The organism is Geobacter metallireducens GS-15 (assembly GCF_000012925.1).
GTDB classification, from domain to species: domain Bacteria; phylum Desulfobacterota; class Desulfuromonadia; order Geobacterales; family Geobacteraceae; genus Geobacter; species Geobacter metallireducens.
In genome coordinates, this window is record NC_007517.1 from 3,849,952 (window position 1) to 3,871,894 (window position 21,943).

Annotated in this window: 26 protein-coding genes and 1 tRNA gene; 10 read left to right on the forward strand and 17 right to left on the reverse strand. The window is 60.2% G+C overall.

The window, feature by feature from the left end; all coding sequences use genetic code 11:
* Positions 1-39 precede the first annotated feature (39 nt).
* The 3 genes from GMET_RS17200 (at position 40) to GMET_RS19115 (ending at position 4,613) form a co-directional block, all read left to right on the forward strand.
* On the forward strand, positions 40-1,068 hold the full coding sequence (locus tag GMET_RS17200) for a 4Fe-4S dicluster domain-containing protein (RefSeq protein WP_004514658.1): 1,029 nt from the start codon (positions 40-42) through the stop codon (positions 1,066-1,068).
* Positions 1,069-1,149: 81 nt separating this feature from the next.
* Positions 1,150-1,995 (forward strand): FAD/NAD(P)-binding protein, encoded by an 846-nt coding sequence (locus tag GMET_RS17205; RefSeq protein WP_004514659.1) that lies wholly within the window; start codon positions 1,150-1,152, stop codon positions 1,993-1,995.
* A 227-nt stretch (positions 1,996-2,222) separates the two neighbouring features.
* Complete coding sequence (locus GMET_RS19115) at positions 2,223-4,613, forward strand: sensor histidine kinase (protein WP_011366192.1); 2,391 nt, start codon at positions 2,223-2,225, stop codon at positions 4,611-4,613.
* A gap of 63 nt (positions 4,614-4,676) precedes the next feature.
* Here GMET_RS19115 and GMET_RS17215 read toward each other — a convergent pair whose 3' ends face one another.
* The 5 genes from GMET_RS17215 to GMET_RS17235 form a co-directional block, all read right to left on the reverse strand.
* Positions 4,677-5,852 carry an aminotransferase gene (locus tag GMET_RS17215; RefSeq protein WP_004514661.1) on the reverse strand — a complete coding sequence of 392 codons (1,176 nt, stop codon included), beginning with the start codon at positions 5,850-5,852 and terminating at the stop codon, positions 4,677-4,679.
* 4 nt (positions 5,853-5,856) lie between these two features.
* A complete protein-coding gene (gene pgeF, locus GMET_RS17220) occupies positions 5,857-6,657 on the reverse strand; it encodes a peptidoglycan editing factor PgeF (protein WP_004514662.1) in 801 nt (266 codons plus the stop codon).
* A 5-nt stretch (positions 6,658-6,662) separates the two neighbouring features.
* Positions 6,663-7,622, reverse strand: coding sequence for an RluA family pseudouridine synthase (locus GMET_RS17225; protein WP_004514663.1), 960 nt, complete (start codon positions 7,620-7,622; stop codon positions 6,663-6,665).
* Positions 7,623-7,695: 73 nt separating this feature from the next.
* The gene (locus GMET_RS17230) at positions 7,696-7,959 is read right to left on the reverse strand and encodes a hypothetical protein (RefSeq protein WP_004514664.1); all 264 of its coding nucleotides are present in this window, start codon (positions 7,957-7,959) and stop codon (positions 7,696-7,698) included.
* Between the two features lie 59 nt (positions 7,960-8,018).
* Entirely contained in the window at positions 8,019-9,437 is a 1,419-nt protein-coding gene (locus GMET_RS17235; RefSeq protein ID WP_004514665.1) for a DegQ family serine endoprotease, read from the reverse strand.
* Positions 9,438-9,614: 177 nt separating this feature from the next.
* Between GMET_RS17235 and GMET_RS17240 the strand changes: the two genes are divergently transcribed.
* Positions 9,615-10,205, forward strand: coding sequence for a helix-turn-helix domain-containing protein (locus GMET_RS17240; RefSeq protein WP_004514666.1), 591 nt, complete (start codon positions 9,615-9,617; stop codon positions 10,203-10,205).
* Here the strand turns inward: GMET_RS17240 and GMET_RS17245 are convergent.
* From GMET_RS17245 to GMET_RS17255, 3 genes are all read right to left on the reverse strand, one after another.
* The gene (locus tag GMET_RS17245; protein ID WP_004514667.1) at positions 10,202-10,525 is read right to left on the reverse strand and encodes a PilZ domain-containing protein; all 324 of its coding nucleotides are present in this window, start codon (positions 10,523-10,525) and stop codon (positions 10,202-10,204) included. The two genes, GMET_RS17240 and GMET_RS17245, sit on opposite strands and share 4 nt — an antisense overlap.
* Before the next feature lie 9 nt (positions 10,526-10,534).
* The gene (locus tag GMET_RS17250) at positions 10,535-10,732 is read right to left on the reverse strand and encodes a hypothetical protein (protein WP_004514668.1); all 198 of its coding nucleotides are present in this window, start codon (positions 10,730-10,732) and stop codon (positions 10,535-10,537) included.
* A 74-nt stretch (positions 10,733-10,806) separates the two neighbouring features.
* A complete protein-coding gene (locus GMET_RS17255) occupies positions 10,807-11,397 on the reverse strand; it encodes a hypothetical protein (protein ID WP_004514669.1) in 591 nt (196 codons plus the stop codon).
* 161 nt (positions 11,398-11,558) lie between these two features.
* Here GMET_RS17255 and GMET_RS17260 point away from each other — a divergent pair.
* Positions 11,559-11,648 (forward strand) — tRNA-Ser (locus tag GMET_RS17260).
* Between the two features lie 3 nt (positions 11,649-11,651).
* On the opposite strand, the gene GMET_RS17265 is transcribed toward GMET_RS17260, so the two are convergent.
* The 6 genes from GMET_RS17265 to GMET_RS17280 are packed head-to-tail and all read right to left on the reverse strand — an operon-like array spanning position 11,652 to position 14,265.
* Entirely contained in the window at positions 11,652-11,933 is a 282-nt protein-coding gene (locus tag GMET_RS17265) for a hypothetical protein (protein ID WP_202943491.1), read from the reverse strand.
* Positions 11,833-12,069, reverse strand: coding sequence for an MFS transporter (locus tag GMET_RS19315; RefSeq protein WP_202943501.1), 237 nt, complete (start codon positions 12,067-12,069; stop codon positions 11,833-11,835). Before GMET_RS19315 ends, GMET_RS17265 begins: the two co-directional genes overlap by 101 nt.
* On the reverse strand, positions 12,070-13,173 hold the full coding sequence (locus tag GMET_RS17270) for an amidohydrolase (RefSeq protein ID WP_004514671.1): 1,104 nt from the start codon (positions 13,171-13,173) through the stop codon (positions 12,070-12,072).
* Positions 13,112-13,405, reverse strand: coding sequence for a hypothetical protein (locus tag GMET_RS18495; RefSeq protein ID WP_004514672.1), 294 nt, complete (start codon positions 13,403-13,405; stop codon positions 13,112-13,114). The genes GMET_RS17270 and GMET_RS18495 overlap by 62 nt, the downstream gene beginning before the upstream one ends.
* A gap of 35 nt (positions 13,406-13,440) precedes the next feature.
* The gene (locus GMET_RS17275) at positions 13,441-13,701 is read right to left on the reverse strand and encodes a nitroreductase family protein (RefSeq protein ID WP_261974689.1); all 261 of its coding nucleotides are present in this window, start codon (positions 13,699-13,701) and stop codon (positions 13,441-13,443) included.
* 9 nt (positions 13,702-13,710) lie between these two features.
* Positions 13,711-14,265 carry a nitroreductase family protein gene (locus GMET_RS17280; RefSeq protein ID WP_004514674.1) on the reverse strand — a complete coding sequence of 185 codons (555 nt, stop codon included), beginning with the start codon at positions 14,263-14,265 and terminating at the stop codon, positions 13,711-13,713.
* Positions 14,266-14,457: 192 nt separating this feature from the next.
* On the opposite strand from GMET_RS17280, the gene GMET_RS17285 reads away from it, so the two are divergent.
* Positions 14,458-15,627: an IS4-like element ISGme2 family transposase gene (locus GMET_RS17285; RefSeq protein ID WP_004514806.1), complete on the forward strand. Its 1,170-nt coding sequence runs from the start codon at positions 14,458-14,460 to the stop codon at positions 15,625-15,627.
* An 18-nt stretch (positions 15,628-15,645) separates the two neighbouring features.
* Here the strand turns inward: GMET_RS17285 and GMET_RS17290 are convergent, their stop codons facing one another.
* The 3 genes from GMET_RS17290 to GMET_RS17300 all read right to left on the reverse strand — a co-directional run bounded on the left by GMET_RS17290 (position 15,646) and on the right by GMET_RS17300 (position 17,522).
* Entirely contained in the window at positions 15,646-16,263 is a 618-nt protein-coding gene (locus tag GMET_RS17290; RefSeq protein WP_004513900.1) for an NUDIX hydrolase, read from the reverse strand.
* Positions 16,264-16,377: 114 nt separating this feature from the next.
* Positions 16,378-16,968: a YceI family protein gene (locus GMET_RS17295; RefSeq protein WP_004513901.1), complete on the reverse strand. Its 591-nt coding sequence runs from the start codon at positions 16,966-16,968 to the stop codon at positions 16,378-16,380.
* Positions 16,969-17,045: 77 nt separating this feature from the next.
* The gene (locus tag GMET_RS17300) at positions 17,046-17,522 is read right to left on the reverse strand and encodes a MarR family winged helix-turn-helix transcriptional regulator (RefSeq protein WP_337998865.1); all 477 of its coding nucleotides are present in this window, start codon (positions 17,520-17,522) and stop codon (positions 17,046-17,048) included.
* Positions 17,523-18,023: 501 nt separating this feature from the next.
* Between GMET_RS17300 and GMET_RS17310 the strand changes: the two genes are divergently transcribed.
* From GMET_RS17310 to GMET_RS17325, 4 genes are all read left to right on the forward strand, one after another.
* Positions 18,024-18,872, forward strand: coding sequence for a hypothetical protein (locus GMET_RS17310; protein ID WP_004513903.1), 849 nt, complete (start codon positions 18,024-18,026; stop codon positions 18,870-18,872).
* Positions 18,873-19,139: 267 nt separating this feature from the next.
* Positions 19,140-20,255, forward strand: a complete 1,116-nt coding sequence (locus GMET_RS17315) for a YeeE/YedE family protein (RefSeq protein WP_004513904.1) — start codon at positions 19,140-19,142, stop codon at positions 20,253-20,255.
* A 34-nt stretch (positions 20,256-20,289) separates the two neighbouring features.
* Complete coding sequence (locus GMET_RS17320; RefSeq protein WP_004513905.1) at positions 20,290-20,544, forward strand: sulfurtransferase TusA family protein; 255 nt, start codon at positions 20,290-20,292, stop codon at positions 20,542-20,544.
* Complete coding sequence (locus GMET_RS17325; protein ID WP_004513906.1) at positions 20,537-21,934, forward strand: sensor histidine kinase; 1,398 nt, start codon at positions 20,537-20,539, stop codon at positions 21,932-21,934. The genes GMET_RS17320 and GMET_RS17325 overlap by 8 nt, the downstream gene beginning before the upstream one ends.
* The last annotated feature ends 9 nt before the right edge of the window (positions 21,935-21,943 follow it).

A 21,943-nucleotide genomic window follows, 5' to 3' on the forward strand; every position in this document is an offset into this window, starting at 1 on the left:
TGAGAACACGGTTGCTCTGTGTTATCAAAAGGGTTATCCATGCCAAAGACCATCTCCGAACAGAATCTCCTGCGCCTCATCGACACCCTGGTGAACGAAGGAAAGCGGGTCATCGGCCCGAAGGCCGCCGGCACCATGACCCTCTACGAGCCCCTCGCAACAGGCGAGGAGCTGAACCTCGGGGAGCTTCCCCGCCGCTCCGCCAAGGAGACCTTCTTTCCCCTGTGCGAGACCATCCTCACCTACGAGCGGGACAGGGAGGGGGTGCGGGTCACCGACGTGGACCCCGGCGCCATCCCCGAGACGGTGCTCGTCGCTGCCCGCCCCTGCGACGTGGCCGCCGCGCCGGTTCTGGACAGCGTCTTTTCCTGGGATTACCAGGATGAGTTCTACCTCTCGCGCCGGGGAAAGACCACCATCATCGGCCTGGCCTGCGCGAGGGCCGACGACGCCTGCTTCTGCACCGCCGTGGGGCTTTCCACCAATGACACCAAGGGGAGCGACCTCTTTCTCACCACCCTCACCGGCGGGGGCTACCGCTGCGACGTCATCACCGACAAGGGGATGGCGCTTCTTGCCGCCCATGGTGGCCTCTTTGCCGAGGGTGACGGCACCCCCGCACCCCTAGCCGAGCCGGCATTGGGGAAGCTCGACCTGGAGAAGATCAAACAGTGGCTCGACAACCACTTCGAGGACCCGCTCTGGGAGGAAATCGCCGAGCGCTGCGCCGGCTGCGGCGCCTGCGCATTCCTGTGCCCCGCCTGCCACTGCTTCGACATCAACGATGAGGGGGGCGAGAAGAAGGGAGCGCGGAGAAAATCGTGGGATGCCTGCGGCTTCGGTAAGTTCACCAACCACGCCTCGGGCCACAACCCCCGGGATGTGCAGCCCCAGCGCTACCGCAACCGGATCATGCACAAGTTCAAGTACTACGTGGACAAGTTCGACCAACGCCTCTGCACCGGCTGCGGCAGGTGCATCCGCGCCTGTCCCGTGGGGATCGACATCGCGGAAATTCTTTCCGCGATCGGGACCAGGGACCAGGGACCAGGGACCGGCAAAGACTAAGAAAGGAACCAGGGACCGGAAGCCCTGGACTGGTAAAGATTTTTACTGGTCCCCGGTCCCCGGTCCCCAATCACCGATTTTATGTGCGATCACAGTAAAAACATCTATCTCCCCCAACTCGCCACGATCAAGGAGATCGTCGACGAGACCGCCGACATCCGCACCTTCCGGCTTGAGTTCCAGGACGAGACGGTGCGGGAGAACTTCACCTTCCGGGCCGGCCAGTTCGCCGAGTACTCGGCCTTCGGGGCCGGGGAGGCCACCTTCTGCATCGCCTCGGCGCCGACCCGCAAAGGGTACATCGAGTGCTGCTTCCGGGCCGTGGGGCGGGTCACCGAGGCGCTCCGGCAACTGGAGGTGGGCGACGCCATCGGCGTGCGGGGCCCCTACGGCAACTCCTTTCCCATCGAGGAGTTCTTCGGCAGGAATCTCGTCTTTGTGGCCGGGGGGATCGCGCTCCCGCCGCTGCGGACCCTCATCGGGCAGTGCCTGGACTGGCGGGAGAAGTTCGGCGACATTACGATTGTCTACGGCGCCCGCACCGAGGGGGATCTGGTCTACAAGCGGGAGCTCACGGAGTGGGAAGAGCGCAGCGACGTGCGGCTCGTGAAGACCGTGGACCCCGGCGGGAACTCACCCGACTGGGACGGCAAGGTCGGCTTTGTCCCCACGATCCTGGAAGAGGCGGCTCCCGCGGCGGACAACACCATCGCCCTTGTGTGCGGCCCCCCCATCATGATCAAGTTCACCCTGCCGGTGCTGGAGAAGCTCGGTTTCAGTGACAACGCCATCTACACCACCCTGGAAAACCGGATGAAGTGCGGCCTCGGCAAGTGCGGCCGCTGCAACGTAGGGAACGTCTATGTCTGCAAGGACGGCCCGGTCTTCACTGCCGCTCAGGTCAAGGCCATGCCCCAGGAGTTCTGAAACCTCCCATCACCCTCACCTCTCAGCAGCCGGCAGCACTGGTCCTTGCCCGTGGGATTTTCCCCCCGGCCCCCTTCCGTTGCGCCAGAACAGGCCCTTTCCCTTTCGGAACGCATTTTGCCGTGTCAGTGTACAAAGTTTTTTATGTCCCTGACACCGGCGTCACGCTTATAATCCTCCAGAGGTTCACCTTGTTTCGTTCCGTCAGGGAGGGGCATCTCTCGGCAATGCGCAACCACACAACATCGAAGATTAAGACCATTGCCGCCGCCCTGCTGCTCGGCACTCTTGGCTTTGCCGTCAACTGGCTGAACCCGTCCCTCTTCTTTGGTGTCAACATCTTCTTCGGTTCCTTCTTTGTCATGCTCGCCCTGTTCCGCTACGGGACGGGGGCCGGCGTCCTGGCGGCAGCCCTGGCCGCAAGCTACTCTCTGATTTTCTGGCACAGTCCCTTGGGGGTGCTGGTCTGGGTGGGCGAGGCCCTGGTCGTGGGGCGGATGCTGCGGCGGTCCCGCAATATCGCGTTTCTCGACACCCTCTACTGGTTCTGCCTCGGCATGCCCTTTTACCTGTTTTACCATATGGCAAGCCAGACCGACCTGTCTCTGGCCGTCCTGCTGTCACTCAAGTATGGAGTCAACGGCATCTTTAACGCCTTGGCCGCCGCCCTGCTCCTTCATCTGGTAAACCTCTCGCAGCCCTTCAGGCGTCCTGGCGAACAGTCAACCCACTTCCACCACCTCCTCGCGACATCCATGGTGGCAGCCATCCTCATTCCGGGTATCTGTTACGTCGTTCTCGAAATCCGACGGGACATATCCCAGGAAGAACAACGGATCCACCAGCGGTTGCAGACCACCACGAACCTTACCCGCCAGGTGATCGAGACCTGGCTTGCCGACAAAACCCACGACGTTCAGACCCTGGCGTCCCAGGTTGGAGACCCCCAGACTACCCCCGCCGCCATCATCCAGAATAAGGCTAATCTGATAAAGCTGCTTTCACCCCATTTTGTGAAGATGTCAGTGCAGAACAGCAGGGCCATCTCCGTGGCCTTCGTTCCGGCGGTGGATCAGCAGGGGCGCTCCAATGTGGGGAGAGATTACTCCACCATGCCCTACCACCGGATCGTACGGGAAACCCTGCGTCCGGCGGTCTCTGACATCGACTACGGAACCGTGTCGAAGGTGCCCCGGCTGGCCCTCTTCGCCCCCATTGTCATAGATGGCGAATTCCGCGGTTACTGTACCGGCACCGTCGAGATCGCGCGCATGACGGAACAGCTGCGCATCATCGCCGACAACCGCGCCATGGACATCACCCTCCTGGACCGGAAACGGCAGGTCATCGCCAGCACCGACTCAGCGAGAAAAATGATGGAGCGCTTCGCCCCCGGCATGGGGAAGGAACGACGCCGGCTGTCAGATGGACTTTACCAGTTCATTCCCCTCACCCCGGGGGGCCGCGACCTTCAGCGCTGGCAACAGGCGTCCTTCGGCATGGATTCTCCCCTCAATGCTGACGTGCCGTGGTCCATTGTCATCACGACGCCGATGAAACCTTTCCTGGAGGGGCTCGAGAACAACGCCAGCCGGGGTTTTGCCCTCCTCCTCGCCCTCATCCTCTTCTCCATCGCCACCGCACACGTGGCCAGCGCAGCGTTCACCCGCCCCATCGCCCACCTGGAGCAGATATCCGCCACCCTCCCCGTGGACGTGATACGGCACCAGGAGATTGACTGGCCCCACAGCGGCATTCGGGAGGTGGCGGGGCTCATCGGCAACGTCCGGCAGATGGCGGCCACGCTCCAGAGTTACGTCCACGAACTGCAGACCCTCAACGAATCACTGGAACAGAGGGTGATCGAGCGTACCGAGGATATCCGCCGCCTCAACGAGGAGCTGGAGGAGCGGGTCAATGAACGGACGGCGCAGCTGAAATCGGCCCTCCTCCATATGGAGTCCTTCTCCTACTCCATCTCCCACGACCTGCGGGCTCCCCTGAGGGCAGTGAACGGCTACGCCACCATCCTGCTGGAGGATTTCGCACCGCACCTCCCGGCCGAGGCCCAACGGTATCTCGGCCAGATCGCCGGCAACGGCATCAGGATGGCCGCCCTCATCGACGACCTCCTGACCTTCTCGCGCCTCAGCCGCCACCCCCTGAAGAGGGAGAACGTGGATCCTGCCGCCGTGGTCCGCGACGTTCTGGAAGAGTTGGAAGGGGAACGGGCGGGACGCACGGTGCAGGTTACGGTGGGAGAGCTCCCCCCCTGCCAGGCGGACCCCTCCCTCATCCGACAGGTCTTCGCGAATCTTCTCTCCAATGCCTTCAAATACAGCCGCAAACGGGAGGATGCCCGGATAGAGGTGGGGAGTTTCAAAAAGGACGGGGCAACGGTCTACTTTGTGCGGGACAACGGGGACGGCTTCGACATGGCGTACGCCGACAAGCTCTTCGGTGTCTTCCAGCGTCTCCACCGCAGTGAGGATTTCGAGGGGACCGGCGTGGGGCTCGCCATCGTCCACAACATCGTCACCCGCCACGGGGGAACGGTCTGGGCCGAAAGCGCGGCTGGCAAGGGGGCAACCTTCTTCTTTACCCTTGCTGAGGGGTAACTGAATGAATTCAAGGAGTCAGAATTCAGGAGAAAGGCAACACGTTCTCCCTCTGCTTCGCCATCAAACGGCCAGCCCCCTGAACCGCTCCACGGCCTCGGGTATCGCCTCCTCGCGGATATTGCCAAAGGCAAGCCGCAGGTACGGTTCGAGCCCCGGTCCAAACACCTCGCCGGGCAGACAGATGACTCCAGCCTCAACGGCAAGCCGGCGGGCCGCCTCCCGGCCGGTCTTTCCCGGGAAAGGGTGCCGGACCCAGGCGAAGAAGGTGCCGCTGGCCGCCAGCTCGAAGGGGTTCCCCGGCCGTGTGAACACTGACCGGAAAAGATCGTGGCGCCGCTCCATCATGAGGCGATTTTCGGCGACCCAGTCGTCGAGGTGACGCACGCCGTAGAGGACCGCGTGCTGGGTGATGCGGGGCTGGCAGACCGCCATGGTGTCTTGGGCCTTGAGGGCATGGGAGATGAACGCGTCGGACGCCACGAGGCACCCGGCACGGTAGCCGGTAAGGGCGTAGGTCTTGCCGAAGGACATGATCTGGACCAGGTGATCCCCCCAGTGGGGGTCGGCGAAGAGGTCGTGGGGGGCCGCGCCGCCCGGGATGAAGTCAGCGTAGGTCTCGTCGATGACCAAGGCGGTTCCCCGGCGCCGGGCCAGGGAGTAGAGTTCGTGGATCACATCGGGCGGGGTGACGACACCGGTGGGGTTCGAGGGGGTCACCAGCAGGATCGCCCGGGTCCGGGGGGTGATGAGCCGCTCCACCGCCGCCGGGTCCACGACGCCCCCCCGCTTCTCGTCGAAGGGGAGCCAGACCGGCCTCAGCCCTAGCATCTCCAGGGCCATGGGGTGGTCGAAGTAGGCGGGGAGCGGCACGATCACCTCGTCCCCGGCCCGGCAGAGGGTCACCATGGCGAGCCAGAAGGCCTGGCTGGCGCCGATGGTGAGGCAGACCCCCTCCGGCGCGGGGGCCGCGCCGTAAACCCGACCGTAGCGGGCACAGACCCCCTCCCGCACTTCAAGAAGCCCCTCGTCGGGGGAATACTTCGCCATGGCCGGATCGTCGAGGCATGTCGCCAGGTAGTCGGTCAACTGCCGGGCCGGGGCGTAGTCGGGCACCGCCTGGCAGAGATCAATGAGGTGACGCCCTGGATCGGGCTCCCGGCTGGCGAGCCACCCCTTCACCTCGGTGATGGGGGGTGCGTGGACCGAGCGGATCTGGTCGGAAATGGCGAATTTCATCGGTTTACCCCTTCAACATGATGAAGCCCATCTGCCGTCCCGTCTCCCCGCTGTCGCGGCGGTGGGAGAAGAAGAACTCCGGGGCACACGAAACACACTGGGGCGCCGTCTCGATGTTCCGTTCGGGGATGCCGGCTGCCCCCAGCTGCAGGGCATTGGCCCGGACCAGGTCCAACTGCCACCGGGCCATCTCCTTGATGGTGGCGACCGCGTCCCAGTCATGCCCCCCGGCCCGGAACGCCTCGGCCACCGGCGTGTCCACCTCGTAGCAACAGGGACCGATGCCGGGCCCCACGGCCGCCAGGATGTCCCGGGGCTCTGAACCGAAGAGGCTGACAAAGGCATCCACCCCCTTGCGGCAGATTCCGGCCGCGGTTCCCTTCCACCCTGCGTGAAGCGCAGCCGCAACCCCTTTAACCGGGTCCAGGAGGAGCACCGGCACGCAGTCGGCCACGCAGACCCCGATCATCACGCCCGGCTGGTTGGTGATGATGCCGTCGGCTTCCAGCTTCTGGAAGTAGGCGTAGTCCGGGTTGGGGGAATCGATCACCAGGAGGTCAGTGCCGTGGACCTGGGTCACGGTCACAAGCCGCCCCGCCTCCACCCCGAAGGCCCGGGACAGGAGGCTCCGGTTCCCCTCAACGGAGTGGGGCGAGTCGTTGGTGCCGACCCCCAGGTTGAGGGAGTTGTACGGAGGGCGCGACACCCCCTCGTGGCGGGAGGTAAAGCCGTGGAACGATGCCCCGGCGGCGGTCAGGAGCTCCGGCTCCAGATAGTGAACCTTGTCGGCTCGTTTCATCTCCATAAGTTCTATGCTCCTTGCTGTTCAAGATAGGTAATGATTCGGGCCATATCGTCCGGCAGCTCCGTGTCGAATTCGACGTAGGAGCCGCTGGCCGGGTGGATGAAGCCGAGGGTCTTGGCGTGGAGGGCCTGGCGCCCCAGCTCCCGGACGAGCTTCTTCAGGACCGGGTCCCGCAGGTCGTTGGCTCGGCCGGCCCCCCCGTAGACCTCGTCCCCCACCAGGGGATGCCCGGATTCCGCCAGGTGGACCCGGATCTGGTGGGTCCGCCCCGTCTCAAGCCGCAGCCGCAGGAGGGTCATCCCCGGGTAGCGGGCCAGGACCTTCCAGTGGGTGACGGCATGTTTGCCGTGTTTCGCCTTTCCCGACATCCGGAGGCGGTCCGTGGGGTGGCGGCCGATGGCCCCCTCGATGCGCCCCGTGTCGGTTTTCGGCGAGCCGAAGACCAGGGCCAGGTAGATCCGCTTGATGGTGTGCTCCCGGAACTGGCGGGCGAGCCCCTCGTGGGAACGGTCGTTCTTGGCCACCACCAGGACGCCGGTGGTGTCCTTGTCGATGCGGTGGACGATGCCGGGGCGGATCTCGCCGCCAATCCCCGACAGGTCGGTGCAGTGGGCCAGGAGCGCATTCACGAGGGTTCCGCCCGGCGTCCCGGCTCCGGGGTGGACCACCATCCCCGCCGACTTGTTGACCACCACCAGGTCGCTGTCCTCGTGGAGGATCACGAGCGGAATCTCCTCCGCCTCGGGAACCGCCGGAGCCGGCGGCGGCACCGCCACCACGATCCGCTCCCCTCCCCGCAGCTTCAGGGACGGCTTCTCCACCTTCCCGTCCACTGTCACCCGCCCCTCATCGATGAGGCGCTGCACCGTGGAGCGGGTCATCCCCTCCACGGAGCGGGCCACGAACTGGTCAAGACGGCCGGCCTCCCCCTCGCCGGGGGCTATGAATTCATAGGTTGTGTCCATTGATCCTCAAAAACGGCGAAGGCGCGACCGTTGATCGCGCCCCGTCCGCATAAACCGTTGTGCGTCCCCTCAATCACCAGATTGATGACTCGATCTTCCCTGCCCTCTTGATGAGCACGTCCACGAGGGCCATGTCATAGATGGCCTCGGATGAAAGCTCGGGCGCCACCCGCGACTGGAAGTGCTGGCGCCCCTCCTCGATCTCCTCGGCGAGGAGCTCGAAGATGGAATCCTCCTTGATCCCCCGCTCCACCTTCTCGCGGTTGTAGATGGCGATGTCCGAGATGATGGCCCGGGCGAGACGCTTTGCCTGGTCGGGGTTATCGATAAGACTCATGAGATATCCTCTCCTGTGAATTCATTGCAGACTCCCGGCAACAGCCCCGGAAGAAGGAGTTAGCGCAGCCTGAGCGAGAAGAAAATGCTGGCGTTGCCCCGGCGCACTAGCAGGATCGCCGTGCCCCGGCGTCCGGCTTCCGCCATGGCGCGTTCATATTCGGCCCGGGTCGCGACCCCCTTGCGGTTCACCGAAACGATGATGTCGCCACGCTGGATCCCCGCCTCGGCGGCAATCCCCTCCTCGTCAACCTCGGCCACGACCACGCCGGATACGCCACGGCGGCGCAGGTCGGAAGGAATTTCCTCGACCATCAGACCGAGGAGGTCGGGCTCCTCCCCCTGGGGTCGGGCCTGCCGGGCCCCGGCGCTGTCGGCGCTGGCCGAGGTGAGGGAAAGCTTCACCTCGCGCCCCCCACGGAACACCGTGACCTGGACGGTCTTCCCCGGTGCCGTTGCGGCCACGACCCGCTGGAGGTGCTGGGCGTCCTTGATCTCGGTGCCGGCGAAGTCGAGGATAATGTCTCCCTGCTTGATCCCCCCCTTGGCAGCGGGGCTCCCCTCCACGACGTCGGCCACCAGCACCCCCCGGGCCTTCTTGAGGCCGAACTCCCGGGCAATCTCGTCGGTCACCGGCTGGATTGATACGCCGAGCCACCCACGGCTCACACTCCCCTTGGTGACGAGCTGGGTGACGATCTGCTTGGCCATGTTGACGGGGATGGCAAAGCCGATCCCCTGGCCGGCGGCCACGATGGCGGTGTTGATGCCGATCACCTCCCCGTGGACGTTCAGGAGCGGCCCCCCCGAGTTGCCGGGGTTGATGGAGGCGTCGGTCTGGATGAAGTCCTCGTAGGTCTCGATCCCCATGTTGGAGCGGCCGGTGGCCGACACTACCCCCACGGTCACGGTCCGGTCGAGGCCGAAAGGATTGCCGATGGCGATGGCCCACTGCCCCACCTGGAGCTTGTCGGAATCGGCCAGGACCGCCACGGGGAGATCCTCCTTGGCGTCGATCTTGATGACGGCGATGTCGGTCTTGGGATCACTGCCGACAACCCTGCCGTCATAGACATTTTCGTTGGAGAGCCTGACCTTGATGGTCTCGGCGTCCCGCACCACGTGGTCATTGGTGACGATGTAGCCGCTCTTGTTGATGATGAATCCGGAGCCGAGGCTCTTGTCGCGGCGGTAGCGGGGCCTGCCGTCGCCGAACAAGTCGCCGAATAAGGGAGAAAATTCGAAAAAGGGCTGCTCGACCTTCTTCCTGCTGATGGTGGAGATGTTGACCACCGACGGCGTCACCTTCTTCACCAACTCCACGAAGGCCTGCTGGGTAGCCATGATGTCCTTGGGAACGTCCTTTACCGGCGCTTCGGCCCGCCCCGTCTCGTAGAAGAGCTTATCTTCCTTCTTCGAGCAGGCGGGCACAACGGTAAAGAGCGCAATGATGACAATGAACAGGCGACAGATACGCATCGGAAATGCCTCGGCAGCAACGGAGGAGATGACCTTAAACCGTTGAAAGAGTAGCCAAATTACCCTGCGATGTCAACGTCCTTTCGGCTGTCAAACTCACTCGGATTCCCATCATATATAAGCTCTTGACGCTGCCCATTCGATTGCCCTATAACGGGCGGGAGAGAGGAGGTGACCGTGCCAGACATAAAATCCCAGATCAAGGAACTGCGGCTCGGCGAAAAGGTTCGCAAGCTCCGCCAGGAACAGCGGCTCACCCTGCAGGAGCTCTCGGAACTCTCCGGCCTCTCCAAGCCGCTCCTGTCCCAGATCGAAAACGATCAGGTCACCCCCCCCATCGCCACGCTCCTCAAGATCTCAAAGGGGCTCAAGGTCGGGATCCACTACTTCTTCGAGGAAGAGGAAGACCAGCAGAAGCTGGTGCTGACGCGGGCCTCCCAGCAGACAGCCACCCGGCGCCGTACCGGGAACGACGCTCCCCACGGCTACGTCTACCGCTCCCTCGCCCCCGGCATCCGCCACAAGCCCATGGAGCCGTTCCTCGTGGAATTCGAGCTGACAGAGTGGGACGACGCCTTCTTCTACCGCCACGACGGCTTCGAGTTCATCTATCTTCTGGAAGGGGAGCTGGAATTCCACTACGGCACCGACATCATGCGCCTCAACCCGGGTGACAGCATCTACTACGATTCCTCCGAGCCCCACGGCTATGTGTCGGTGGGAGAGCAGAAGGCAACAGCGGTGGCCGTCCTCTACTCGAAGGATTAGAGCTTGCGCTTTTTCAGCTCCGCCATAAAGGAGCGGAGCACCCCCCTCTTCTCGGCGTCGAGATCGCTGAACGCGAGCCCCATCCCCCCCTCCGGTTCCAGACGGCTCCAGACCACCCGGGCATCCAGGGTGACGGCCTGCGCAGACCGGGAAGTGTAAAACTGGAGCTTTACCACCTGCCCCACCGGCCGAGGATCCTTGGTGATGATCGAAACACCGTTCTCCGAGATGTCGAACGTATAAAGGCAGGATGCCCCGTCCAGCTCCACGAGCCAGCATCCCACCTCAATGGGCGTTCTCCTGCACGAGCGCTCTTCCACGACACCACCCTACTCGGGCAACTCCTCACAGTCGGCATAGACCCAGCTGTCAAACTGGCCGTTCTCCAGCGTGACCTGGATCGTCTCTCCCGCCTCGGTGCAGAAGGAGGTGTACCCGATCTCGCCGCTCTTCAGGTTCCTCACCTTTACCCGTTCTTCCTTCCGCTCTGTCCGCTCGCATACTGCTACGCGATCCTTTTCTTTCATGATGTTCCTCCTGTGTCCAAGCGTAGTTACACCACTAGCGTAGCACGGCAGCCCCGCTTTGCAATCGGTACCGGCTACAGCTCCTCCCCCTGACAGACCCGGACCGGCACGACCCTCGCGCGGGCCGCGCAACCGGTCAGCTGCCGGTAGAGCCGGGCAAGGAACCGCACCGTCACCACCTTGTGGATATGTGCTTGGGTGAAGCGATAGAGGAACTTCCTTAAGGGGGAAACGGGAGCGCTCCCCAGAAGCAACGGTCGGGAGTGGGCAAGGCGGAGCGTAAGCCTCACGCCACCCGCAGCTTCTTCAACAAGGAACGAAAGGGCTCCCTGGCCGGCCAACACCAGAAGGCCGCCGCTGATGGGGAGAGACAGGGATGCCCTGTTCTCTTCTTCCGACCTGACGGGCGATGCGAAGCTGATGAGGCTCACGGGGAGGCCCAGGAGGCGAAACTCAACCCCGTTGTCCGTCACCTTTGGGCGGACGAGAGAACGGGTGAATCGCCTAATGTAGGCAAGGTAGCGGTCAAACAGGAGATCGGGGGTAACGCCGGCCACACCGGACTCCGGCATGGTCATCCACTGAATGGAGAAGACCGTGGAATCATCCATGAGCACCTGCTGGCACGCTATCAACTGTTCAACGGGGGGCGATGTTCCGTTCATGCTTTCTCCATCGGACACCATATCACACCCGTCCCTCCTTGTCCCCTCCATGCCGGAGACCTGCCACAGGATCCTTGAGTTTTAGAAAAAAGTGGGCTATAAGTAAACCTCTTCCGGCCAAGACCAGCCGGACGTGTTCCCTCTAACAGAATATCACTCCAGGAGAGATGGCCGAGTGGTCGAAGGCGGCAGACTCGAAATCTGTTGTACCGCTTGCGGTACCTAGGGTTCGAATCCCTATCTCTCCGCCATATTTACCTCAGTGTAATCAACTGGTTAGACTGAGCAGGCCCCTGACTTTCACAAAAACTTTCACAAAGAAGGTTTTTATGAAACGGCAGGGGTCTTCTTTTTATCTCGACATAGTCCTTGCCGAAACAGTTGAGGACGTCCCAGTAATCGTTCTCCAACCCGTCAATGTAGTTGCCGTAGACATCAAAGACCATCTGCTTGCTTCCATGCCCCATGAGCCGCACGAGACGGAGAGCCGTCTGCATGAGCGCCACCAGCGTCGCCAATCGAGTCTCCGTGGTCATGAACCCACACCCCGGCCACATTCTGCATCCAGGTACCCAGGTTGGAGACAAGTGATGCAATCCACAGACAGCGGAAAACCGCGTGGCGGAGCGGACCCCTACCGTTGTCGAGTCTGCCATGCTGATTCCCTTTGATCTATCTGGCCAACCAGACACCGGCAGCGGTCAGCATAGTTTCAAGACCGGTCTGCAGTGTGGGATACAGTACGGGCGCCCAGAATGGTGAATGGGGACCGGGCAGCCGTTCCACCCCCCCTTCCCGTACCGCCTGGTCGTACTTTTCGGGGTCGCTGCCTCCGACAAACCAGTACATATACGGAGACTTCCATGCCTGACCGAAACGACCGAAGTCTTCGCTGGCACCCTGGGATGGCGCTTCGAACAACTGGTCGCCAAACTGGCCACGGAACGCATCGGCAACCTTTCTGGTCACTTCCGCATCATTGACGGTCAGCGGGTAATTGTTGATTTCTTCGAACTCAGGGTCTTTCGGCGCATTGGAGGCGCGGGCCTCGGCGACGCAGATCCGCCTGATCGCTGCCAACACATGATCGCGCACGGCTTCGTCCGTCGTCCGCACATTCAGCTTTATATACGCCTCGGCCGGAATGATGTTTTCCGCCGTGCCTCCATGGAACTCCCCTACCGTCACCACAACCTGGGCCTGGGGAGAAATCTCGCGACTGACGATGGTTTGCAGGCGCAGCACCGCTGAGGCGGCCATCACGATCGGATCGATGCCGTTTTGCGGCATGCCGCCATGGGCTCCCTTACCGAAAAAACGTACCAGCAGGCTGTCGCCTGAGGTCAGAATCTGCCCCGAATGATAGCCGACTGTACCGGCTCGGAACGGCAGCAGATGCTGACCCAGGATGACGTCAGGCCGCGGGAAACGCTCCATCAGTCCGTCATCGAGCATCGCCTGCGACCCCTGGGCGGTCTCTTCCGCCGGCTGGAACACCGTCATGAGCGTGCCATGCCAGGTCTCGCGTGCCAGGGACAGTACCGTGGCGGCGCCAAGCAGCCACGAGGTGTGCATGTCATGTCCGCAGGAATGTGCCACCGGCACGGTCTCCCCCTTGGCGTTAGCCCCTTCTTTGGTGCTGGCGTACGGCACTCCGGTATCTTCCTTCATCGGCATGGCGTCCATGTCAGCACGCAGCATGACCGTCGGACCATCACCATTCTTCAGGATGCCGACCACCCCGGATATTTGCCTGATCTTGCGGACTGAATTCATGGCAACTCCTTTCGATTGTAGCCAATCTCTTCATTGTCAGCTTATATTTCACGCTGCCGTCACCAGCGTCCACCAGGCTGGTGAGGCCGAAGCGATTCAGTTCCCGCATGAAGTGGCGCGAGGAGTTCATCTGCTGTTCGGGGGGAAGTCTCGGCTGTTTGCCGACGGTGGCATAGAGGTTGCCGGCGTTGGGACAGGCGATACCTGCCTTGATAAATTTGGCTCCAATCACTCAAGCCTACCGCGATACGTCAGTAATTCAATTCACTATTTGAACAGCTTTACCCGGCCTGCAACTGGCTGAAATTCTTTACTGACAGGCTCGGCAACCGGCTTACCGAACGGCATCTGCGCAATGAGTTTCCAATTGTCCGGGATGTTCCAGGCTGCTTTGACCGAATCATCGATGACCGGATTGTAATGCTGCAGCGATGCTCCCCATCCTTCCAACTCCAGGGCCGACCAGATGGCGTACTGCAGCATGCCGGATGACTGATTGGACCAGACGGGGAAGTTGTCGCTGTACAGGGGGAACGATCAGTCGATGTAACTGACGGCGCCCTTTATAGTGCGCTCGCCAGTGGTGAACTTGCTCTCAGGCGCCGCATACCCCACGATAACTGCGCACTGGACACGGTACCCATCAGGGATACCCGCTTTCTGTAAAAGATCGCTGCCATCTGCTCCGTCGAACGCCAGCGTCAGAGAGAGGAGAAAGCACGATCCCAGTCCGGCGCCGGTTGCCTGGAGAAGCATGTTCTCAGCGGAGACCGCCGCATTGACGGCGCTGATCGGGATAGTCACCGGACCTGAAATGAGGATCAGAACTGGAGCGTCGTAAAGCGGCTGATAGCCAGGCAGCGCCGCCCTTTGCCGTAGGAATTCGATGCCTGAGTGAGCCATGGCGTCCAGTGTCACGTCGTTAATTTTCTTCCGCAGCTCGGCGTTGCGGACCACCGAAAGCTGGATTGGCCCGGCATTCGGCGCCCAGCGCCCTGCTTCAACGATCTTTTCCAGGACATCCGCCGGGACCGGTGTGTCAAGATAGGCCCTTACGCTCTTTCTCGCTGTTATTGCCTCTGTAACGTTCATTCTTAACCTCCTTGCCTATCCGTTCTTGTGTTGTTCAATGGTCGGTATTTATGGTGATCATTACTACTGTCCGGTAAACTTTGATTGTACAGCTGTAACTTGTTGAACTTTATTGCTCTTTGGCACAATTGTTCTTTTTTCGACATGAATTCGTTCTGGGTGTAGCCTTCCTCCCTTTACAGGAGGGGAGCAATGCACACCGGTCCGACCGTTTTCAAACAACTTCTGCAGTTTCTGCCCCGGTACGAATTCAATCTCTGCGTTCGCCGACACCGTGGCGAGTATCGGGAGAAGAAGTTCTCGACCTATGACCAGTTCCTCTGCCTGGCTTATGCCCAGATGGCTGGCCGTGAGAGCTTGCGGGATATCGAGACCTGCCTGAACTCCCACCAGGAGAAGCTGTACCACATCGGCTTTCGTGGTGATGTCTCCCGCACGACCCTTGCCGACGCGAACGAGCGCAGGGACTGGCGTATCTTCCAAGACTTCGGTCATGTACTGATCGGCATAGCTCAGCAGCTGTACCAGGCTGATGCCATCGCCGTTGAGCTTACGCAACCGCTCTACGCCTTTGACTCGACCACTATCGACCTGTGCCTTACGCTGTTCCCATGGGCCGAGTTCCGCAAAACCAAGGCGGCGGTCAAGATGCATACGCTCATTGATCTGCGTGGTCCCATTCCAACCTGGGTCACTATTACCACTGGCAAGGTCCACGATGTCAGGATGCTGGACCATCTGCCGGTTGCAAAGGATGCCATTTACACGATGGACAGAGGGTATGTCGATTTTGCCCGGCTCCACTCCATCCACAAGCAGGGAGCATTCTTCGTAGTTCGGGCAAAGGACAACCTGAAATGCCAGCGGTTATATTCCCATCCGAAGGACAAGGAATCAGGTGTACGGGCAGACCAGATTATCACCCTGGTGACGCAGAAGTCGAAAAAGGGGTATCCGGAGAAACTGCGCCGGGTCAGCTATGTTGACAAAGAACGGAACAAGCGACTCGTATTTCTCACGAACAACTTCGAGATTCCGGCAGCGACGGTGGCTGCGATTTACAAGCAGCGCTGGCAGGTGGAGCTGTTTTTCAAATGGATCAAACAGCACCTGCGGATCAAGTCGTTCATCGGAACGTCAGTCAATGCCGTGAAGAGCCAGATATGGGTTGCCTTGTGCATCTATCTGCTGGTGGCGATCACGAAAAAGAAGTTGGGGGTTCCGTGTTCGCTCTACACTTTTCTACAGATTCTGGAGGTCAACTTGTTCGAGAAAAAGCCCATTTCATCGCTGGTTGCGGAGGCTCTCAAGCGAAATGCTGATTATCCTGAGCGCAACCAACTGAACTTATTCAACTATTAACCGGACAGTAGTGGGTGATCATGGTTTTTGCTCCTTGCAGGTACTCCGCACCTGCTTGCCGGCACCCCTGAGTATCTTGTCCAGATTGCGCAGTAACCGGTACGTTATCCCCCAGAGCGGCTGTTCCGTCCCGTCGCCGAGTCGCAATGCGGGGAATCTCCTCTGCCTTCTCCGACCGATAAATTCCACCCGGGTAAGGCGGGCAGGGTTGTTCAATTCACGGACCGACAGCCAGAAGGCACGGGCTATTTCCGTTCTGTCCAGATTCAGGATCGGCTGTCGGTCTACCGCATACACGAAACACGAAATAACGATCTGCAAGCCGCCGGGCACAAGGTCATTGAGCCGTCCAAGATACGTTGCGGTGCCAAGATCCAGGCCGATCTCTTCACGCGTCTCCCGCTCGGCAGTCTCTTGCGGCCCCTTGTCACCGGGTTCCGCCCTCCCTCCCGGGAACCCGATCTGGCCAGACCAGTAATCGCATTCGTCGGTTGACCGCTGGATGAAGAGGATGTTCGGCCCGTCTGGCTGTTCCTCCAGAATCAGGGCCACTGCGGCATGGGCGCGTTTGCCAGGCTCGATAATGCGAACCGGGTGGCTGTTGAGCGCAGTGCTGATGTCTTGGGCCTGTTTCATAGCGATCTGTCCTTAGAAACGATACTGCCGGGTCAGTCTATGCTTCCTGCGATAGCCGCTCTGGGCCGGGAGGGTGCGGTCAACCCTCCCCCTCCCGGCCCAGAGCCATTCTCTTTACTTCTTGATCATCTCGATTTCCAGGGTAATGGCTATTTCATCGCCCACGGCGACTCCGCCGGTTTCAAGGGCCGCATTCCAGACCAGGCCGAAATCCTTGCGGTTGATCTTGGTGGCGGCGGTGGCGCCTTTGCGGATATTCCCCCACGGGTCCTTGCTCTCCTTGGTGGGCCCTTCCACATTAAGCACTACCTGCTTGGTAACACCGTGCAACGTCAGGTCTCCCGTAACTTTCAGCTTGTCTTTGCCGTTCTTGGCCACTTTCTTCGAAACGAAGGTCATGGTCGGATATTTGGCCACATCGAAAAAATCGGCGCTGCGCAGATGCTCATCCCGCTTTTGCACGTTGGTGTTGATGGAAGCGGTGTCGATGCTGACGTTCACCTTGGACTTGGTGATGTCTTTGTCATTGATTTCAACGGTACCGCTATGCTTGTCGAAATTCCCCTTCACGTTGGACACCATCAGGTGACGGACTTTGAAACCGACATTGGAGTGGTCGGGGTCGATAGTCCAGGTGGAGGCGAAGGCAAAGGCCGGAAGGGACAGGGCGGCGATAGTGGCGATTGATGCGATGATGCGTTTCATGAACTGTTTCTCCTTTTCTGTTGTTATGCCTGGCTGGATGCCAGATAATTTGACATTAAACTAGTTGGACAAATTTTTTATGCTTGGCTGGTTCCCCCTTTCAATCCCAGTTTCTTGCACAAACTTCCCAGCTGTTCCTGCTCATCAGCGGAAAGCGTGGACATTTCGGCAACGATCGATGCCTCAACATCCGCAAACACTTTATTAATGAGTATTGTCCCCTTTTCGGTCAGATGGACAGTCAGATAGCGCCGGTCTTCCATGTCACGCTCTCGCCTTACCAGACCCTGTTTCTCCAGGTTGTCGATCACCATGGTGATGTTGCCGGTACTCTTGAGGATCTTGGCCGCGATGTCCCGCTGGCACAATGGTCCCTTGTGCAACAAAGCTTCCAGCACGCCAAACTGGCTGATGGTCAGACCTGCTGCCGCCATCGGCCGACTAGTGCGGGAGGTCACTGACTCCGCCGCACGCATCAGCTTGGTGTAACTGTTCAGAGCACGATAGGCAGTGTAGTTGTTTGCATGTTTCATTTTCAGCCTCTTTATTTCCATGTCATATAGCTTAACGTTAAGCTATATGATTCCAGCAAACTTGTCAAACATATTTTTCATACTGGCCAATCGTATGAATCTCTCCGCCATTCAAGAATCCGGCACAGTCCAATGCCGGCTAAAAAGCCCCGAAAAATCGGACTTTTTTATTATCCGGCAAGCAGCCCCCCAGAACCACTGGACTCAGAAGGCCGCAGTGGGCGAGCCGGCGGAGAACTCCTTTGGAGTTGTGGCGCGGGAGTGGCACAGCAAGTTTGCCCCCTTTTCTCCGGCAGACTGAAACAACCGCCGGCTAACTCCCGGGAATGATGCGAGAACGGAGTCAGAACTGACACCACCGTTCCTCAAACCGAAAATCCCTCTAAGAATCGCATAGTTACGAAGGACTCATAAGCGGAAATTAATCGCAAAATATATATACTTTCATACAAAAGGTGCTGTAGGATACTTGACGGAAACAGTAGTTAAATGCCGATAAGGCGCACAAGGGAGGAAGGCACGATGAAGAGAGTAATTGTGGCGGTTCTCATTCCCATGGCTGTAACCATTGCCGGATGCGGTGGTGGGGGAGGCTCCAGCAGTCCGGCCACGACAGCAATCAGCGGCACTGTTGCTGATGGTTATCTCATCGGGGCAGAGGTCTTTCTGGACAAGAACGGCAACTACCAGTGGGATAGCGGTGAGCCAAAGACGACGACTGATGCCAACGGGGCATACCGCATGACGGTATCGGCCGCCGATGCTTCCATGTACCCGGTCGTCGTCCGCGCCATTGCCGGAACGACCATTGACAAGGACACCAATACCGCGGTCGCGAACGGCTATGTCATGTCCGCCCCCGCGGGGCATCCGGGATTCATAAGCCCCATGACTACGCTTGTCAGAGAAAAAATGACGGCCAATCCCGCCATGACCCTGACCGACGCCATGACGCAACTCCGGAACCAGATGAATCTGCCCGAGGGTATCGACGTGATGGCTGATTACATGGCACAGTCCCAGTCGGGAACAAATGGGGCTTCCTACCAGACCATGCACTCAATCGCGCAACAAATGGCGGGCCTGATGGGGGGACAGGCGAATCTGGTCATGACCGGCAGCAGTGTGCAGGTCAACCGGTACCGCGGTATGATGGCCACGATTAACGCCAATATGCCGGGGATCGCGGCAAATGTCACGAACAGTCCGTTCATGACAACCATGATGACAACCATGCAGTCACAAATCGGAGCGATACCAACGACTGGCGGCTTCGTGAACTATTCGGCCATGTTCCGCAATATGACGAGCAGCCGCTATTTCTGGAGCAACACTACTCCCATGACGCCAATGCGCGGCGGCATGATGTAACAAATCGATCCCTCGCCCGGATAGCGGTCTCGACGCCCTATCCCCAACCAGCCTGAAACACTGCACTATTTGCCCGCGCACCGGGATTTGGACCAGGATTTGGTCCAACCGGTCGCGGGCATGTTTTTTTCACAGCCCATTGCCGCTTATCAGACTTCTCATACGGGCATCACCGGCTGACGGCAAGTGGAAATTCCATCGCACTACGGCGTAACTGTGGTATGAAAAAGGAATATCAAGCAACATCAGGCACAAAGGGAGGCGGTAATGTTCGTTTCGCCCACGGTCATAGTGACGGCAATTGGCTTGATGCTCGGGCTGATTGCCGGCTTTGTCATGCACCGTGCTGACTTCTGCATTGCCGGCATGTTCCGGGACCTGTTCCTCTTCCGGTCGACGGCCAGGCTGCGCGCCCTGGTCCTCTACCTGGCCGTGGCCATGGTGTTGTTTGAAGGTGCCCGACTCCTGGGTCTTCTGCCTCTCTATCCGTTCCCCCTCCTCGGTCCGGCGTCGCTTGCCGGTACCTTGGGAGGGGTGCTGTTCGGGATCGGCATGGTGCTGGCCGGGGGGTGTGTCGTCGGCACCCTCTACCGCCTGGGGGCAGGGAACCGCCCCAGCCTCGTTGCTTTCATCGGCCTGATCATCGGCAGCGCCCTGTACGCTGAGTTCCATCCGTTCTGGAAGAGCCTCCTGACCGCAACCACCCTCTTCTCAGGAAGCATTACCATTCCCCAATATTTCAGTCTGTCACCGACCCCCCTGATTGCCGTGGCGGTTGCCATCCTCGGCGGACTAGTCACGTTCTGGTGCCGGCACGGACAGTTGTCACGCAGGCTCTATGCCAAGGGAGCCCTGCAGCTGTGGCAGGCGGCCCTCGTGCTTGCCGGCGTCAGCCTCGCCTCGTATCTGCTGATCGGCATGCCGCTGGGGATCACAAACGCCTACGCGAAAATCGGCGCCATGGGTGAACAGCTTGTATTCCCGGACCATGTGGCGGACCTCGGTTTTTTTGCTTCCCAGCCCCTTTCCTGCCGAAATCCCCTGACCGGCATGATGCTGACCGGAGGGCCGGGGCCGGCCCTGGACGGTATTGCCCTGATCCAGTTCCCGCTCATTGCCGGCATCATCCTGGGAAGCACGGTTTCCGCCCTCTCCCTTGGCGAATTCACCCTTGGCCATCCCGCCCCCTGGCGGCAGTACCTTTCGGCGGCAGTGGGGGGAATCCTGATGGGGCTCGCCTCGCGCATGGCTCCTGCCTGTAATGTCTGGCATTTTCTGGGGGGGCTGCCCATCCTTGCATTTTCCAGCATTTTTTTCCTGGCAGGAATCCTCCCGGGCGCCTGGCTCGGAGCTTGCATACTAACCAGATGGGTAGTGCGCTGAGCGTGTCGCCCTACATTTTGCCGGAGATACAATCATGACATCCGCTGCTGTCGACACTATCGAATACGACATCCGGGGCCAGATATGCCCGTCCACGCTGCTCATCGCCCTGCGGGAGATCAACAGCCATGCTGCTGCCTTGCGCAAAGGCGAGGTAGCCCTCCTGTTCCTGACCACCAATCGCGACTCGACCCACACCATTCCCGAATCGGCGCAGAACATGGGATTTTGTGCTGTGGTGGCCCCCCGGGACGGCTACTATGCCATCAGGGTGTCCGGCAATGAGTGAGCATCAACCGCAAACCAGCGGCACGATAACGGCTCGAGTCCCTGACGGCCCCGCGGCCGAGCTCGCGCAACTCAAGGAGGAAAATGCCCGGCTCCGCGCCCGGCTCGCCAGCAAGTCCGACTACATCCGCCGCAAGGTCGACCAGATGCTCACGGTCATGGGCACCCGGCCGCTCCGCCAGGAAGAACTCGACGACAACACCTTGATCGACGTGGACCCCTTGGGCATCCTGGTGGATTCCTTCGCCCACATCCTCGACCATCTCCACACGACAAACCGCGAACTCACCGAGAATCGGGAGTTGTTGCAGACCATCTTCTCCTCTCTCGAATCGGGCATCCTCCTGATCCGGGAGGAAGACCATGTGATCACGGACGTGAACGAAACGGCGTGCCGCAGCCTTGGGCTGAAGCGTGAAGACATCCTCGGCCAACTCTGTTTTTCGTTCATCTACCCCGACTGCACCGGTGCCTGCCCCATGAAGGAGCAGAACCTGAAAATCGACAATTCCGAACGGATGCTCCGTGCGGCTGACGGTCACATCGTGCCGGTGCTGAAAACCGTCGGGCGGGTCATGGTGCACGGCATTCCGCACTTTCTTGAAAGCTTCATTGACATCACTGCCCAGAAAGAGGCGGAAGCAGAGATCCTGGCCCTGAATGATGACCTGGAAATGCGGGTGCAGGAACGAACGGCGGAATTGATCCAGGCCAACCGCGAGATGGAGTCGTTCAGCTACTCCATCTCCCATGACCTGCGGGCGCCGTTACGGCACATCAACGGCTATATCAACATTCTCCGCGAGGATTATGGCGGCCATCTGGATATGGCTGGGATCAACTGCCTGCAACGGGTCGATGCCGCCAGCAAACAGATGGGAATGCTGATCGACGACCTCCTTTCCTTCTCGCGGATCCCGCGAACCCTCAAAAACCCTCAAACGGTCGACCTGAGCCAACTGGCCCGCGACGTAACCGTCATGCTCCGCGAAACGGAGCCCGACCGGCAGGTGGAGGTGGAAATCCAGGATGGATTGGTTGCCCATGGGGATGTTTCACTGTTGAACATGGTAGTCCAGAACCTGATCGGCAACGCATGGAAATTCACGGCAAGGAGCAGCCGGGCGGCCATTTCTTTCGGGAGGAAACGACAGGGGGAGAGGGACGTATTTTTTGTGCTTGACAATGGCGTCGGCTTCGACATGACCTATCAGAACAAGCTTTTCAAGGTCTTCGAACGGCTGAACGGCGAAGAATTTGAGGGAACCGGCATCGGCCTGGCAATAGTCAAGCGGATCGTCAACCGTCACGGCGGAGATATCTGGGCTGAGTCTTCTCCGGGCAACGGGGCAACCTTTTACTTCACGTTGGCCTCCCCGCGGCAACCTTAGGCCCCCATC

Coding starts and splice junctions, on each gene's coding strand:
- GMET_RS17200 (WP_004514658.1), top strand. CDS start 40: ATGCCAAAGACCATCTCCGAACAGAATCTCCTGCGCCTCATCGACACC.
- GMET_RS17205 (WP_004514659.1), top strand. CDS start 1,150: ATGTGCGATCACAGTAAAAACATCTATCTCCCCCAACTCGCCACGATC.
- GMET_RS19115 (WP_011366192.1), top strand. CDS start 2,223: ATGCGCAACCACACAACATCGAAGATTAAGACCATTGCCGCCGCCCTG.
- GMET_RS17215 (WP_004514661.1), bottom strand. CDS start 5,852: ATGAAATTCGCCATTTCCGACCAGATCCGCTCGGTCCACGCACCCCCC.
- pgeF (WP_004514662.1), bottom strand. CDS start 6,657: ATGGAGATGAAACGAGCCGACAAGGTTCACTATCTGGAGCCGGAGCTC.
- GMET_RS17225 (WP_004514663.1), bottom strand. CDS start 7,622: ATGGACACAACCTATGAATTCATAGCCCCCGGCGAGGGGGAGGCCGGC.
- GMET_RS17230 (WP_004514664.1), bottom strand. CDS start 7,959: ATGAGTCTTATCGATAACCCCGACCAGGCAAAGCGTCTCGCCCGGGCC.
- GMET_RS17235 (WP_004514665.1), bottom strand. CDS start 9,437: ATGCGTATCTGTCGCCTGTTCATTGTCATCATTGCGCTCTTTACCGTT.
- GMET_RS17250 (WP_004514668.1), bottom strand. CDS start 10,732: ATGAAAGAAAAGGATCGCGTAGCAGTATGCGAGCGGACAGAGCGGAAG.
- GMET_RS17255 (WP_004514669.1), bottom strand. CDS start 11,397: ATGAACGGAACATCGCCCCCCGTTGAACAGTTGATAGCGTGCCAGCAG.
- GMET_RS17265 (WP_202943491.1), bottom strand. CDS start 11,933: ATGACCACGGAGACTCGATTGGCGACGCTGGTGGCGCTCATGCAGACG.
- GMET_RS17270 (WP_004514671.1), bottom strand. CDS start 13,173: ATGAATTCAGTCCGCAAGATCAGGCAAATATCCGGGGTGGTCGGCATC.
- GMET_RS17280 (WP_004514674.1), bottom strand. CDS start 14,265: ATGAACGTTACAGAGGCAATAACAGCGAGAAAGAGCGTAAGGGCCTAT.
- GMET_RS17285 (WP_004514806.1), top strand. CDS start 14,458: ATGCACACCGGTCCGACCGTTTTCAAACAACTTCTGCAGTTTCTGCCC.
- GMET_RS17290 (WP_004513900.1), bottom strand. CDS start 16,263: ATGAAACAGGCCCAAGACATCAGCACTGCGCTCAACAGCCACCCGGTT.
- GMET_RS17295 (WP_004513901.1), bottom strand. CDS start 16,968: ATGAAACGCATCATCGCATCAATCGCCACTATCGCCGCCCTGTCCCTT.
- GMET_RS17300 (WP_337998865.1), bottom strand. CDS start 17,522: ATGGAAATAAAGAGGCTGAAAATGAAACATGCAAACAACTACACTGCC.
- GMET_RS17310 (WP_004513903.1), top strand. CDS start 18,024: ATGAAGAGAGTAATTGTGGCGGTTCTCATTCCCATGGCTGTAACCATT.
- GMET_RS17315 (WP_004513904.1), top strand. CDS start 19,140: ATGTTCGTTTCGCCCACGGTCATAGTGACGGCAATTGGCTTGATGCTC.
- GMET_RS17320 (WP_004513905.1), top strand. CDS start 20,290: ATGACATCCGCTGCTGTCGACACTATCGAATACGACATCCGGGGCCAG.
- GMET_RS17325 (WP_004513906.1), top strand. CDS start 20,537: ATGAGTGAGCATCAACCGCAAACCAGCGGCACGATAACGGCTCGAGTC.